We start from the raw sequence: 14,527 nt of genomic DNA, 5'->3' as shown, positions 1-14,527 counted from the left end.
CGGGCCGGCCAGAGAAGGCGCATCGCGGCCTCGCGCGCACTCCGCACTTTCGCCCGGCGGTGGGGCGGGCCAGACTTGTGGGATGAAGACACGCGATCTGACCGCCCACACGCCGACCGGGGCGCCCCCGCCGCCATGCCACCGCTGGCCGCAGGCGCCGACGGCGGCGCGAGCGGCGTGATGGTGCCCGCCGGCGGGTCTGCGCCGGAGCCGCCCCGCCAGTTGAACGGCCTTTCGGACATACGCGCGTTCTTCCACACCAACAAGGTGCCGCTGTACTTCATCTCGCCGACGCCGTTCAACCTGCTCGGCGTCGATCGCTGGATACGGAACTTCTTCTACCTCACCTACTTCGACTCTTTCGAGGGCACCCACTCGCGCGTGTTCGTGCCGCGGCGGCGCGACCGCCGCGATTTCGACTCCATGGACGAGGTGTGCAGCCACCTCCTGTCCGACCCCGAGACGCTCGAGTTCATCGCCGGTAAAGGTCCCGGCGGCAAGTGCTGCTTTGTGATGATGAACGAGGAAATCCAGGCCCTCGCGCGGTCCGCGGGCCTCGAGGTCATGCATCCGCCGATCGAGTTGCGCAATCGCCTGGGCTCCAAGATCGTCATGACGCGCCTGGCCGAGGAGGCGGGGGTACCGAGCGTGCCCAACACGATCGGGCGGGCCGGCTCGTACGACGAACTGCTGGCGCTCGCACAAGACGCCGGCTTGGGCGATGACCTCGTCATCTCGATCGCGTATGGCAATGCCGGCAGCGGGACGTTCTTTGTGCACGGTCAGCGCGACTGGGACGAGCACGCCGGTGACCTGGTCGGGCAGGACCTCAAGGTCATGAAGCGCATCCGCAATGTGGAGGTGTGCCTCGAGGGCGCCGTGACCCGCCACGGCACCGTGGTCGGGCCCGCGATGACCAGTCTCGTCGGCTATTCGGAGCTGACGCCGAGCCGGGGCAGTTGGTGCGGCAACGACATCTGGCACGAGGTGCTTCCGCCCGCCCAGACGCACGCCGCGCGAGAAATGGTGACAAAGCTGGGCGACGTCATGCGCCGCGAGGGCTATCTCGGTTACTTCGAGGTGGACCTGCTGCATGACCTCGACTCCGACGAGCTCTACCTCGGCGAGGTGAATCCTCGCCTGAGCGGCGCGAGTCCGATGACGAACCTGACCACCGAGGCCTACGCCGACATGCCGCTGTTTCTGTTTCACCTGCTCGAGTACATGGACGTGGAGTACGAGCTCGACATCGACGAGATCAACGCGCGCTGGGAGCGGGGCTACGGCGAGGACGAGGTCTGGGGCCAGGTGATACTCACCGAGACCTCGCCGGATATCGAGATCTTCACCGCAACACCACGCACCGGAGTATGGCGCATCGACGACGACGGTCGGGTCTCCTTTTCGCGGACCGCCAACGACTGGGCCACGCTCCTCGACGGCTCCGAGGCCTTTTACATGCGGGTCGCGGCGCCCGGCGACTTGCGTTCCGAGGGCGCCCAACTCGGCGTGCTCATCACCCGCGCGCACTTGCAGACCGACGACTATCAGCTCAGCGAGCGGTGCCAGCGCTGGGTCAAGGGCATGAAGGCGAAGTTCACCTCAACGCCCCTGACGCCCGCCGCGCCGATCGTCTCGCGGCTCGTCGCCCGCGCGTGAGCGTCCCGGCGGGAATCTCACTGGACAACTGGCTGTCGCCGCCGTATTCGCGGTGGTCGTTCCAGCACGTCGAAGACATGGTTCCGACGGTGACCATCGCGCGCGGGACCGGGCCGGTCGCGGCGCTGCCCGCGGCCCCTGCGCCGGTGGCCGAGATCCGGGTGACCAGCACCAACGGGGCGACCACGACCGTCGGCGCGGTGATGGCCGCCACCGTTACCGACGGCTGGGCCGTCGCGCACCGCGGCTCGCTGGTGGCCGAGGAGTATCTCGACCACCTCAGGGCGGACAGGCGACATCTGCTGTTCTCGGTGAGCAAGTCGATGGTGGCGGCCGTCGTCGGCGCGTTGCACGGCGCCGGTTCGATCGAGGTTGACGCGCCGGTGACGAAATACGTTCCCGCCCTAGCGGACTGCGGTTACGACGGTGCGACGGTGCGCCACCTGCTGGACATGAGGTCCGGCATCGCCTTCTCGGAGAACTACGACGACCCGGCCGCGGAGATACACCTGCTCGACCAGGCGATGGGCTGGGCGCCCAAAAGGAAGGCGGACGGACCCGCCACGGTGCACGACTTCCTGCTGACCCTGCGCCAGAAGTCGCCGCATGGCGGCCCGTTCGAATATCGCTCGTGCGAAACCGACGTCCTCGGGTGGATCTGTGAGGTCGCCGGCGGCCGGCGGATGACCGACCTGATGTCCGAACTGCTGTGGACCCGCATCGGCGCCCAGAGCGACGCCACCATCGGTGTCGATCCCGCCGGCACCGGATTTTTCGACGGCGGCATCAGCGCATGCCTGACGGACATGATCCGGTTCGGCTCGCTGTTCCTGCGCGACGGCGTGTCGCTGACCGGCCGGCAGGTGGTGCCACCGGCATGGATCGCCGACACCCTCGACGGCAGTCCCGACTCGCGTGCGGCGTTCGCCGCCAGCCCCGACCACGACACCGATCTGCCCGGCGGGATGTACCGCAACCAGATGTGGTTTCCCTACCCGGGCAACGACGTCGTGTTGTGCCTGGGCATGTGCGGCCAGATGATCTACGTCAACCGCCCCGCCGAGCTGGTCGCGGCCAAGGTGTCCGCCCAGCCGCACTCCCACGAGCCGCACATGCTGGACACGCTGCGCGCCTTCGACGCGGTGGCACGCGAACTGGCCGGAATCGCGCGTTAGTGCCCCCGGCACGACTCGAACGTGCGACCTAGGGATTAGAAGGCCCTTGCTCTATCCACCTGAGCTACGGAGGCAATGTGCAGGTCATTCTATTCCACCGGCGTGTCGTGCCCGACTCGCCGCCGCGCCGCGCGCGAAAAGCGTTCGCGCGCCGCGGTTATCGGCTATGGTTGGGAACCTCGACACACGTAGAACATCGGCCGGTCATCGGCCGTTAACCGCAAGGATGCGTGTGCATACCGTCGAGGGGTGGCGTTGCTATGAGCGTGACCACGCACGTGGCTTCACGGTGCTCGTGGGCTGGTAACCAGGCCGTACGCCTGGCGGGCGATGCGATGGATGCCTATCGGGTCGGCACGTTGTTGCTGCGCGGCTCGCCATTGGCGCTGGGCTGCCTCGCCGGCTGGCTCTCCACGGAGTTTCCCCCGCACGTCGTGACGGGGCACGCGTTGTCGCGCGTCGCGCACCCGTCCATCGGACGGATCGGCGCCAGTTGGGCGGCGCAACGGGCGGACCGGGCGCTCAGCGCCGCGCTCGAGGAAGCCCTCGGTCCGGACTTCCGCGAGCAGGTCTGCCACCCGGCCGGCATCAGGCCCGTCTGCGCCCCGCGCGGCGGGATGTTGAACAGGCCCGGGCCGCACCGCCGGTACGCGGCGCAGACCTCCGACATCCCCTACGGTCCCGGTGGACGCGACAACCTGCTCGACATCTGGCGGCGCCACGACCTGGCGCCGGGGCGGCGGGCGCCGGTGCTGATCCAGGTTCCCGGCGGGGCGTGGACCGTCGGCGACAAGCGGGTGCAGGCCTACACGCTGATGAGCCGCATGGCCGAACTCGGCTGGATCTGCGTCTCGATCAACTACTGCAAGAGCCCGCGCTCGACGTTCCCCGCGCACCTCATCGACGTGAAGAGGGCGATCGCCTGGGTCCGCCAAAACATCGCCGACTACGGCGGTGATCCCGATTTCATCGCGATCACCGGCGGGTCGGCGGGCGGGCACCTGGCCTCGCTGGCCGCCCTCACCCCGAACGACCCGGCGTTCCAGCCCGGATTCGAAAGCGCCGACACCACGGTTCAGGCCGTCGCGCCCTATTACGGGGTGTACGACTTCACCGACGCCGAGCACATGCACGACCTGATGCTGCCGTTCCTGGAGCATTTCGTCATGAAGGCCCGCTACGCCGACGAGCCCGAGCGGTTCCGGGCGGCGTCGCCGGTCTCCTACGTGCACAGCGGGGCGCCACCCTTCTTCGTGCTGCACGGCGAGAAGGACGAATTGGTGCCCAGCAGCCAGGCCCGCGCCTTCTGTGCCGCGCTGCGTGCGGCCGGCGCCGCCACGGTGGCCCACGCCGAACTCGCCAACGCCCACCACGCGTTCGACATCCTCTCGACGGTCCGCTCGCGGCTGGCCGCCGACGCCGTCGCGGATTTCCTGGGCGTCGTGTACGGGCGGCGCGTCAGCCCGTTGCTGGACTTCGTCCCGCTGGCGGCCACGTCGGCCAGCTGAGCCGGCGGCGCCCGGCCCCGACCGCTCCTTTCACCAGCGCGGCAACCCGACTAGCGTTGTGTTGGCGATGGGGTTGGTGGTGGGTCCGAGGCAGGAGGCTTGATCTTCGGTGACAGGCTTGGCGGGTCGGTCGGAGAGCGATGACTGAGTCCGATGGGGTCGTGAAATTGTCCGACCAGCTGGGACCGGTCGACTATCTGATGCATCGGGGCGAAGCGAATCCGCGGACGCGGTCGGGGATCATGGCGCTGGAGCTCCTGGACACCACGCCGGACTGGGACAAGTTCCTGACCCGATTCGAAAACGCCTCCCGACGGGTGTTGCGGCTGCGGCAGAAGGTGGTCGTGCCGACCCTGCCGACGGCGTCGCCGCGCTGGGTGGTGGACCCCGACTTCAACCTCGAGTTCCACGTCCGGCGGATGCGGGTGGCCGAACCCGGCACGATGCGCGACGTCTTCAACCTCGCCGAGGTGATGCTGCAGTCGCCGATGGACATCTCCCGGCCGCTGTGGACGGCCACCCTGGTCGAGGGTCTGCCCGACGGGAAGGCCGCGACGCTGCTGCACGTCAGCCACGCGGTCACCGACGGCGTCGGCGGGGTGCAGATGTTCGCCGAAATCTACGACCTGGAGCGCAACCCGCCGGCCAAGCCGACGCCCCCGCTGCCCATTCCGCAGGACCTCACGCCCAATGACCTGATGCGCCAAGGCATCAACCACCTGCCCACCGCCGTGGTCGGCGGCGTCCTGAGCGCGGTGTCCGGGGCGGTCTCGGCGGCCGGGCGTGCGGTCCTCGAACCCGCGTCCACCGTGTCCGGCGTCGTGGGTTACGCCCTCTCGGGCATGCGGGTGCTCAACCGGGCGGCCGAGCCGTCGCCGCTGCTGCGGCGGCGCAGCCTGGCCACCCGCACCGAGGCGATCGACATTCCGCTCGCCGACCTGCACCGGGCCGCGAAGGCCGGTGGGGGATCGATCAACGACGCCTATCTCGCCGGCCTCTGCGGCGCATTGCGCCGCTACCACGAGGCGCTCGGCGTGCCCATCAGCACGCTGCCGATGGCGGTGCCGGTGAACCTGCGGGCCGAGGCCGACACGGCCGGGGGCAACCGGTTCACCGGCGTCAACCTGGCCGCGCCCGTGGGTACCGTCGACCCGGTTTCGCGGATGAAGAAGATCCGCGCGCAGATGACGCAGCGCCGCGACGAGCCCGCGATGAACATCATCGGTTCCGTCGCGCCACTGCTCAGCGTCCTGCCGACCGCGGTGCTCGAGGGCCTCACCGGTTCGGTGATCGGCTCCGACGTGCAGGCCAGCAACGTCCCGGTGTACCCCGGAGACACCTACATCGCCGGCGCAAAGGTGTTGCGGCAGTACGGTATCGGCCCGCTGCCGGGGGTGGCGATGATGGTCGTGCTGATCTCGCGCGGCGGCTGGTGCACCATCACCGTGCGTTACGACCGGGCGGCGGTGCGCAACGAGCCGCTGTTCGCCCAATGCCTGTTGGAGGGCTTCGACGAAATCCTGGCGCTGGCCAGTGATTCGGCACCCCACGCGGTGCCCGCCTCGTTCACCGAACCGGCGACGTCGGCGCGGACGGTGGCGGGCTCATGAGCGCCGAGAAAGACGAAGGAACTGCTGGCGGGGACATGCGTCTGCCCGGCTCGGTCGCCGAAATCATGGCCAGCCCGCCGGGCCCCAAGATCGGCGCGTTCTTCGACCTCGACGGGACGCTGGTGGCCGGCTTCACGGCGGTGATCCTCACCCAGGAGCGGCTGCTGCGCCGCGACATGGGCGTGGGTGAGCTGCTCGGCATGGTGCAGGCCGGCCTGAGTCACACGCTGGGCCGCATCGAGTTCGAGGATCTCATCGGCAAGGCCGCCGCCGCGCTCGCCGGCCGCGTGCTCGACGACCTGGAGGAGATCGGTGAGCGACTGTTCGTGCAGCGCATCGAGTCACGGATCTACCCGGAGATGCGCGAGTTGGTGCGCGCGCACGTGGCTCGCGGGCACACCGTGGTGCTCAGCTCCTCGGCCCTGACCATCCAGGTCAACCCGGTGGCGCGGTTCCTGGGCATCTCGAACATGTTGACCAACAAGTTCGAGACCACCGAGGACGGGATCCTCACCGGCGGCGTGCAGAAGCCGATCCTGTGGGGACCCGGCAAAGCCGCTGCGGTGCAACGGTTTGCGGCCGAGAACGGCATCGACCTCAAGGACAGCTACTTCTACGCCGACGGCGACGAGGACGTCGCCCTGATGTATCTGGTCGGCAACCCGCGCCCGACCAATCCCGAGGGCAAGATGGCCGCCGTGGCCAAGCGCCGCGGCTGGCCGATCCTGCGATTCAGCAGCCGGGGTCCGGTGGGTCTGCGGCGCCAGCTGCGCACCCTCGCCGGCTTCGGCTCGATGTTCCCGGTCGCCGCCGGTGCCGTGGGCATCGGCGTGCTGACCCGCAACCGCCGGCGCGGCGTCAATTTCTTCACCTCGACGTTCTCCCAGCTGTCGCTGGCGATCACCGGCGTGCACCTCAACGTCATCGGCCAGGAGAACCTGACCGCGCAGCGGCCGGCGGTGTTCATCTTCAATCACCGCAACCAGGTTGACCCCGTCATCGCCGGCGCGCTGGTGCGCGACAACTGGATCGGCGTGGGCAAGAAGGAGCTGCAGAAGGACCCGGTCATGGGGACGCTCGGCAAGCTGCTCGATGGCGTGTTCATCGACCGCGACGATCCCGTCGCGGCGGTCGAGACGATGCGCGAGGTCGAGGACCGGGCCAGGAAGGGGCTGTCGATCGTGATCGCCCCCGAAGGCACCCGGGTCGACACCACCGAGGTCGGGCCGTTCAAGAAGGGGCCGTTCCGCCTGGCCATGGCGGCCGGCATCCCGATCGTTCCGATCGTGATCCGCAACGCCGAGATCGTCGCCGCCCGGAACTCCACCGTGGTCAATCCCGGCACGGTCGATGTCGCGGTGTTTCCGCCGATTTCGGTGCAGGACTGGACCGTCGAGAACCTGCCGGAGCGCATCGCCGAGGTTCGCCAGCTGTACCTGGACACGCTGGCCGACTGGCCCGTCGGCGACGAGCTGCCCCAGGTCGGCCTGTACGCGGAGAAGAAGACCGCGACGAAGGCCAAGGCGCCGGTGAAAAAGACTGCGGCCAAAGCTGTCCCGAAGGCGACGGCGAAGAAGGCCGCGCCCGCGAAGAAGGCCGCGCCGAAACCCCCTCCCGCCGAGGAAGCCGTCAACGCCGAACCGACCGAAGGGCAGCCGTGACCGAACCGGCCGCGGATACCACCGCGGTCCTCACCGGCGAGGACTCGCTGGTGCTGGCGTCCATGGCGTCGCCGGTCGAGCGTCAACTGGTCACAAGCTGGATGGCTCAACAGTGCGGCGACAAGCCGGGGGCCAGATTCGACGTCCTCGAACTGCCGCCGCCCAACGCGCCACCCGACGCGCTGACCGCACTGATCGAGCGTCTCGAGGCCGGCGGCGACGGCGACCGTTCCATCGTGCCGGTACGGGTGTTCTGGCTGCCGCCACCGGATCGCGGCAGGATCGCCAAGCTGGCCGGCCTGCTGCCCGGGCGGGATCCCTACCACCCCAACGACCGTCAGCAGTTGCACATCGTGCGCAACGCCCCCCGGCGGGCGCGGGTGGTGGCCGGCGAACCGGCAAAGGTGTCCGAACTGCGCCAGCAATGGCGCGACATCACCGTCGGCGAGAACGAGACCGACTTCGCCCGGTTCGTGATCCGCCGCGCGCTGCTGGCGCTGGAACGAGTGGAGTATCGAATCCTGGGGCCGCAGTACAAGTCTCCGCGGCTGGTGAAGCCGGAGATCTTGGAGTCCAGCCGGTTTCGCGCCGGGCTGAAGAAGATCCCCGGCGCGACCGTCGAGGAAGCCGGCCGGATGCTCGACGAACTCTCCACCGGCTGGAGCAGGGTGTCCGTCGACCTCGTGTCCGTGCTCAGCAGGGCGATCAGCCGCGGGTTCGATCCGGAGATCGACTACGACGGGTATCAGGTCGCGGCGATGCGCGCCGCCCTGGAAACCCATCCCGCGGTGCTGTTGTTCTCGCACCGCTCCTACATCGACGGCGCGGTGGTCCCCGTGGCGATGCAGGAGAATCGGCTGCCGCCCGTGCATGTGTTCGCGGGGATCAACCTGTCATTCGGCGCGATGGGTCCGCTGTTGCGCCGGTCCGGGGTCATCTTCATCCGCCGCAACATCGGCGCAAACCCGCTCTACAAGTACGTCCTGCGCGAATACGTCGGCTACATCGTCGAAAAGCGGTTCAACCTGAGTTGGTCCATCGAGGGCACCCGGTCGCGCACCGGCAAGATGCTGCCCCCGAAGCTCGGCCTGCTGTCCTACGTCGCCGACGCCTACCTGGACGGCCGCAGCGAGGACATCCTCCTGCAGCCGGTGTCCATCAGTTTCGACCAGCTGCACGAGACCGACGAGTACGCGGCCTACGCCCGCGGCGGCGAGAAGACGCCCGAAGGCGTCGGCTGGCTGTACAACTTCATCCGCGCGCAGGGCGAGCGCAACTACGGCAAGATCTACGTCCGCTTTCCCGAAGCCGTGTCGATGCGCCAATACCTCGGCCCGGCCCACGGCCCCATGACCCACGACCAGGACGCGAAAAGGCTTGCGCTGCAGAAGATGTCATTCGAGGTCGCCTGGCGGATCCTGCAGGCGACGCCGGTGACCGCGACGGGCCTGGTGTGTGCGCTGCTGCTGACCACCCGCGGCGCGGCGCTGACGCTCGACCAGCTGCACCACACCCTGCAGGACTCGCTCGACTATCTGGAACGCAAGCAGACCCCCATGTCGACGAGCGCGTTGCGGCTGCGCTCGCGCGACGGGGTGCGGGCGGCGGTCGACGCGTTGTCCAACGGGCACCCGATCACCCGGGTCGACGGCGGCCGCGAGCCGGTGTGGCGCATCGCCCCCGACGAACAGCACGCGGCGGCGTTCTACCGCAACTCGCTGATCCACGCCTTCCTGGAGACGTCGATCGTCGAACTCGCGCTGGCCCACGCCCGGCACGTCGAGGGCGACCGCATGCAGGCCTTCTGGGATCAGGCGATGCGGCTGCGCGACCTCCTGAAGTTCGACTTCTACTTCGCGGACTCGGCGGCGTTTCGGGAGAACATCGCCGAAGAGATGGCCTGGCACGACGATTGGGAAGCCCACGTCGCCGCCGGCGGCGAGGAGATCGACGCGCTGCTGTTCGCCAAGCGGCCGCTGATGGCGGACGCGATGCTGCGGGTGTTCTTCGAGGCGTACGAGATCGTCGCCGACGTGCTGCGGGACGCGCCACCCGACGTCGATCAGAAGGAATTGACGGAATCCGCGCTCGGGGTTGGCCGACAATACGTGGCGCAGACGCGCGTCCGCAGCAGCGAATCGGTGTCGACGCTGCTGTTCGCCACCGCGTACCAGGTGGTCGCCGATCAGGACCTGATCGCACCCGCGCCCGATCTCGCCGAACGGCGGATCGCTTTCCGGCGGGAACTTGGGGGCATCCTGCGGGACTCCGATCACGTCGGACGGATCGCCCGCGACCAGTTCGTCGCCCGCGAGACCAAGGCGCGTGAGGAGCGCCTGCCTCGATAGCCGCCGGCGCACGGCCATACCCTGGCTGTATGACGGTCGATCGGGCTGTGGCCCCACGCGCGCTGGTGTGGCCGATGCTGACCGGCGTTGCCGTGCTGGCCGGCTGCACGGCCGCCGGCATCGGAGCCCTGTCGCTGGCCGACGCGCTGACGGCCACCGGCCTGCCGAACCCCGGCCCCGCTACCACTCTGGGGCTGCCGTTCGTCCGGGCGGCCGGGGAGATCGCCGCGGTGCTCGCGGTCGGGTCGTTCCTGTTCGCGGCCTTTTTCGTGCCGCCGCAACGCAACGGCGTCCTGGACGCCGACGGCTATCGGGCGCTTCGCCTGGGAACGGTCGCGTCGGGGGTGTGGGCGGTGTGCGCCGCGCTGCTGGTCCCGCTCACCATTTCCGACGTGTCGGGGCGGCCGCTGGTCGCGCTCCTGGACCCGGTGCGGATCTGGTCGGTGGCCGGTCTGGTCACCAACGCCTCCGCGTGGCGCTGGACTGCGGCGCTGGCCGCGGTGGTGATGCTGGCCAGCCTGCCGGTGTTGCGCTGGTCGTGGACGCCGCTGCTGTTCGCCGGCTCCCTGCTGACGCTGATCCCGCTGGGGTTGACCGGCCACTCGTCCGCCGGCGGGGCGCACGACCTGGCCACCAACAGCCTGCTGATCCACCTGGTGGCCGCCGCGCTGTGGGCCGGTGGCCTGCTCGCGCTCGCCGCGTACGGGCTGCGCGGCGGGGGGTATGTCGCCCTGGCGGCACGGCGGTTCTCCGCGATCGCGCTGTGGTGTTGGGTCGCGATGGCGCTCAGCGGTGTGGTGAACGCTGTGGTGCGCGTCCCGATCGGTGACCTGTTCACCTCGGACTACGGGCGCCTGGTGCTCGCCAAGTTCGCCGCGCTGTGCGTGCTGGGGATCCTCGGTTGGCGCCAGCGGCGCTCGGCGGTGTCCCGCTTGCAGGCGGAACCGGATCTTCCCGACGCGCGTCGCGCCCTGCTCCGGCTGGCGCTCGCCGAGGCCGCGGTCTTCGGGCTGACGTTCGGCGTCGCCGTCGGGCTGGGCCGCACCGCGCCGCCGCCCCCGCCGAACCGGCTGCCCTCGATCCCCGAGGCCGAGATCGGCTACGACTTCGACGGGCCGCTGACTCCGGCGCGCATCCTGTTCGACTGGCGCTTCGACCTGATCTTCGGCACGGCCGCCATCGTCTTCGCGGTTCTCTACGTGGCCGCCGTGCTGCGGCTGCGCCGCCGGGGGGATGCGTGGCCGCCGGGCCGGACCGCCGCGTGGCTGCTCGGCTGTTTCACGTTGCTGTTCGTCACCTCCTCGGGGATCGGCCGCTACATGCCGGCGATGTTCAGCGTGCACATGATCGCCCACATGGGCCTGTCGATGCTGGTCCCGATCCTGCTGGTGCTCGGCGCCCCGGTCAGCCTGGCGCTGCGGGCGCTGCCCGCCGCGGGCCGCGACGACCCGCCCGGGATGCGGGAATGGCTCTTGGCCGCGCTGCACAGCCGCTATTCACGCTTCGTCACCAACCCCGTGGTCGCCACCGTGTTGTTCGTCGCCGGGTTCTACGGGCTGTACCTTTCCGACCTGTTCGACACCGCCGTCAGCAGCCACGCGGGGCACCTGGCGATGAACGTGCACTTCCTGCTCAGCGGCTACGTCTTCTATTGGATCGTCATCGGGGTCGACCCCACCCCGCGCCCGATCCCCCCGCTGGCCAAGGTGGGCGTGGTGTTCGCGTCCCTGCCCCTGCACGCGTTCTTCGGGGTGGTGTTGATGGGCACCCGCAAAGTCCTCGGCGCCGACTACTACCGGTCGCTCGGATTGAGCTGGCACACCGACCTGCTGGGGGACCAGCGACTCGGCGGTGGCATCGCCTGGGCGGCGGGGGAGGTGCCCCTGGTGATCGTGATGCTCGCGCTGTTGGTGCAGTGGGCGCGCAGCGACAAACGCACGGCCCGCCGGCTGGACCGCGCCGCCGACCGCGACGACGACGCCGAGTTGGTCGCCTACAACGCGATGCTGGCCGAGTTGGCGCGGCGCGACGAGACGCCGAAGCGCTCCCACCAGCCCGCGGACTGATCCACAGTCGCGGTTCCTTCCACAGGGGCGATCGCTCGAACCCGTTTCGGGTCGGTGATACGCCGATCCCGTCGGTGGCGCCGGGCTCAATGGCAGCCAGGACGGGCGGTGAACGCGTTTTCCGCCCAATAGCAACCGAGAAGGGATCAGCCCAATGTTCGAAACCTCACTCACCGTCGTCGGACACATCGTCAACGACCCGCAGCGCCGCCGCGTCGGCGATCAGGATGTCATCAAATTCCGGGTGGCCAGCAATTCCCGCCGCCGTACCGCCGACGGCGGCTGGGAACACGGGAACTCGCTGTTCATCACCGTCAACTGCTGGGGAAAGCTGGTCACCGGCGTGGGTGCCGCGCTGGGCAAGGGCGCGCCGGTGATCGCGGTGGGCCACGTCTACACCAGCGAGTACGAGGACCGCGACGGCAATCGCCGCTCGTCGCTGGAGATGCGTGCGACGGCGGTCGGACCGGACCTGTCGCGGACCATCGTGCGGATCGAGAAGCCCGGCTACACCGGTCCCGACGTGGAACCCGTGGCCGTCGGCGGAACTTCGGTGGGTGCCGCCGACGTTGGTGGTGACGAGGACCTGAAGGCTCGCGAGGAACCGGCCTCGCCCGGTAACGCCGCTGCTTGACGGCGCCGGCCGTCCGTTCCGGCTTGACGGTCGGCTTAGGGGCGGGCCGAGGGCCGTCGGGCGGTGCCTAGGATGGTCCGCGAGATCACTCTGCAGAAAGGCATAACCGCGGCATGGCTGAGTTCATCTACACGATGAAAAAGGTCCGCAAGGCGCACGGCGACAAGGTGATCCTGGACGACGTCACGTTGAGCTTCTATCCGGGCGCCAAGATCGGTGTCGTCGGCCCCAACGGCGCCGGGAAGTCGAGCGTCTTGCGGATCATGGCCGGGCTGGACAAGCCCAACAACGGCGAGGCCTTTCTGGCGACCGGCGCCAGCGTCGGCATCCTGCAGCAGGAGCCGCCGCTGAACGAAGAGAAGACGGTGCGCGGCAACGTCGAAGAGGGGCTCGGCGACATCAAGGTCAAGCTGGACCGCTTCAACGAGGTCGCCGAACTGATGGCCACCGACTACTCCGACGCGTTGATGGAGGAGATGGGCCGGCTGCAGGAGGAGCTCGACCACGCCGACGCCTGGGACCTCGACTCGCAGCTCGAGCAGGCCATGGACGCGCTGCGCTGCCCGCCGCCGGACGAGCCGGTGACGAACCTGTCCGGCGGCGAGCGGCGCCGCGTGGCGCTGTGCAAGCTGCTGTTGTCCAAGCCCGACCTGCTGCTGCTGGACGAGCCGACCAACCACCTGGACGCCGAAAGCGTGCAGTGGCTGGAACAGCACCTGGCCGCCTACCCGGGTGCGGTGCTGGCGGTGACTCACGACCGCTATTTCCTGGACAACGTCGCCCAGTGGATCCTCGAGCTCGACCGCGGTCGTGCCTATCCCTACGAGGGCAACTACTCGACCTATCTGGAGAAGAAGGCCGAGCGGCTGTCGGTGCAGGGCCGCAAGGACGCCAAGCTGCAGAAGCGCCTCACCGAGGAGCTGGCCTGGGTGCGGCAAGGGGCCAAGGCGCGGCAAGCGAAGAACAAGGCCCGCTTGCAGCGCTATGAGGAGATGGCCGCCGAAGCGGAGAAGACGCGCAAGCTCGACTTCGAGGAGATCCAGATCCCGGTCGGGCCGCGGCTGGGCAACGTGGTCGTCGAGGTGGACCATCTCGACAAGGGCTACGACGGGCGCACCCTGATCAAGGACCTGTCCTTCACGCTGCCCCGCAACGGCATCGTGGGCGTCATCGGACCGAACGGTGTCGGCAAGACGACGCTGTTCAAGACGATCGTCGGGCTCGAGCAGCCCGACAGCGGGACGGTCAAGGTCGGAGAAACCGTCAAGCTCAGCTACGTGGACCAGTCCCGCGCCGGTATCGATCCCAAAAAGACCGTGTGGGAAGTCGTTTCGGACGGCCTGGATTACATCGAGGTCGGCCAGAACGAGATCCCGTCCCGCGCCTACGTCTCGGCGTTCGGCTTCAAGGGCCCAGACCAGCAGAAGCCGGCCGGCGTGCTGTCCGGTGGTGAGCGCAACCGGCTGAACCTTGCGCTCACGCTGAAAGAAGGCGGCAACCTGATCCTGCTCGACGAGCCGACCAACGACCTCGACGTCGAGACCCTGGGGTCGCTGGAGAATGCCCTGGAGAAGTTCCCGGGCTGCGCGGTGGTCATCTCCCACGATCGCTGGTTCCTGGACCGCACGTGCACGCACATCCTGGCCTGGGAGGGCGACGAGGACAACGAGGCCAAGTGGTTCTGGTTCGAGGGCAACTTCGGTGCCTACGAGGAGAACAAGGTCGAACGGCTCGGTGTCGACGCGGCGCGGCCGCACAGGCTGACCCACCGAAAGCTCACGCGCGACTAGTGTCAGCTGCGCAGCCCCGTCGAAGCGGCCCCGACGGCGGCTGTGGGGGCGCCCCCGTTGCGGGGCAGAGTGGGCG

Annotated in this window: 9 protein-coding genes and 1 tRNA gene; 9 read left to right on the top strand and 1 reads right to left on the bottom strand. The window is 69.0% G+C overall.

The genetic code is table 11. The features are described 5' to 3' along the window. Positions 1-177: 177 nt before the first annotated feature. Positions 178-1,659, top strand: a complete 1,482-nt coding sequence (locus AWC03_RS03180; RefSeq protein WP_090421587.1) for a biotin carboxylase — start codon at positions 178-180, stop codon at positions 1,657-1,659. Continuing rightward, positions 1,656-2,834 carry a serine hydrolase domain-containing protein gene (locus tag AWC03_RS03175; protein ID WP_085239080.1) on the top strand — a complete coding sequence of 393 codons (1,179 nt, stop codon included), beginning with the start codon at positions 1,656-1,658 and terminating at the stop codon, positions 2,832-2,834. Before AWC03_RS03180 ends, AWC03_RS03175 begins: the two co-directional genes overlap by 4 nt. On the opposite strand, the gene AWC03_RS03170 is transcribed toward AWC03_RS03175, so the two are convergent. Beyond that, positions 2,835-2,908: transfer RNA gene (locus AWC03_RS03170), tRNA-Arg, on the bottom strand. 186 nt (positions 2,909-3,094) lie between these two features. Here AWC03_RS03170 and lipQ point away from each other — a divergent pair. From lipQ to ettA, 7 genes are all read left to right on the top strand, one after another. Continuing rightward, positions 3,095-4,342, top strand: coding sequence for an esterase LipQ (lipQ, locus tag AWC03_RS03165; RefSeq protein WP_085239079.1), 1,248 nt, complete (start codon positions 3,095-3,097; stop codon positions 4,340-4,342). A gap of 140 nt (positions 4,343-4,482) precedes the next feature. Beyond that, positions 4,483-5,952, top strand: a complete 1,470-nt coding sequence (locus AWC03_RS03160) for a WS/DGAT/MGAT family O-acyltransferase (protein WP_085239078.1) — start codon at positions 4,483-4,485, stop codon at positions 5,950-5,952. Next, positions 5,949-7,613, top strand: a complete 1,665-nt coding sequence (locus tag AWC03_RS03155; protein ID WP_085239077.1) for an HAD-IB family hydrolase/lysophospholipid acyltransferase family protein — start codon at positions 5,949-5,951, stop codon at positions 7,611-7,613. Before AWC03_RS03160 ends, AWC03_RS03155 begins: the two co-directional genes overlap by 4 nt. Beyond that, a complete protein-coding gene (locus AWC03_RS03150; RefSeq protein WP_085239076.1) occupies positions 7,610-9,961 on the top strand; it encodes a glycerol-3-phosphate 1-O-acyltransferase in 2,352 nt (783 codons plus the stop codon). Before AWC03_RS03155 ends, AWC03_RS03150 begins: the two co-directional genes overlap by 4 nt. Before the next feature lie 29 nt (positions 9,962-9,990). After that, positions 9,991-12,027 carry a bifunctional copper resistance protein CopD/cytochrome c oxidase assembly protein gene (locus AWC03_RS03145; protein ID WP_085239075.1) on the top strand — a complete coding sequence of 679 codons (2,037 nt, stop codon included), beginning with the start codon at positions 9,991-9,993 and terminating at the stop codon, positions 12,025-12,027. A 154-nt stretch (positions 12,028-12,181) separates the two neighbouring features. Further along, positions 12,182-12,661, top strand: coding sequence for a single-stranded DNA-binding protein (locus AWC03_RS03140; protein WP_085239074.1), 480 nt, complete (start codon positions 12,182-12,184; stop codon positions 12,659-12,661). Positions 12,662-12,774: 113 nt separating this feature from the next. Then, on the top strand, positions 12,775-14,451 hold the full coding sequence (ettA, locus tag AWC03_RS03135) for an energy-dependent translational throttle protein EttA (protein WP_085239073.1): 1,677 nt from the start codon (positions 12,775-12,777) through the stop codon (positions 14,449-14,451). The last annotated feature ends 76 nt before the right edge of the window (positions 14,452-14,527 follow it).

Origin of the sequence: Mycobacterium europaeum, from assembly GCF_002102155.1 — a bacterium.
Classification (GTDB): domain Bacteria; phylum Actinomycetota; class Actinomycetes; order Mycobacteriales; family Mycobacteriaceae; genus Mycobacterium; species Mycobacterium europaeum.
Note: the sequence above shows the minus strand (reverse complement) of the source record. Positions and strands in the feature narration are given on the sequence as shown.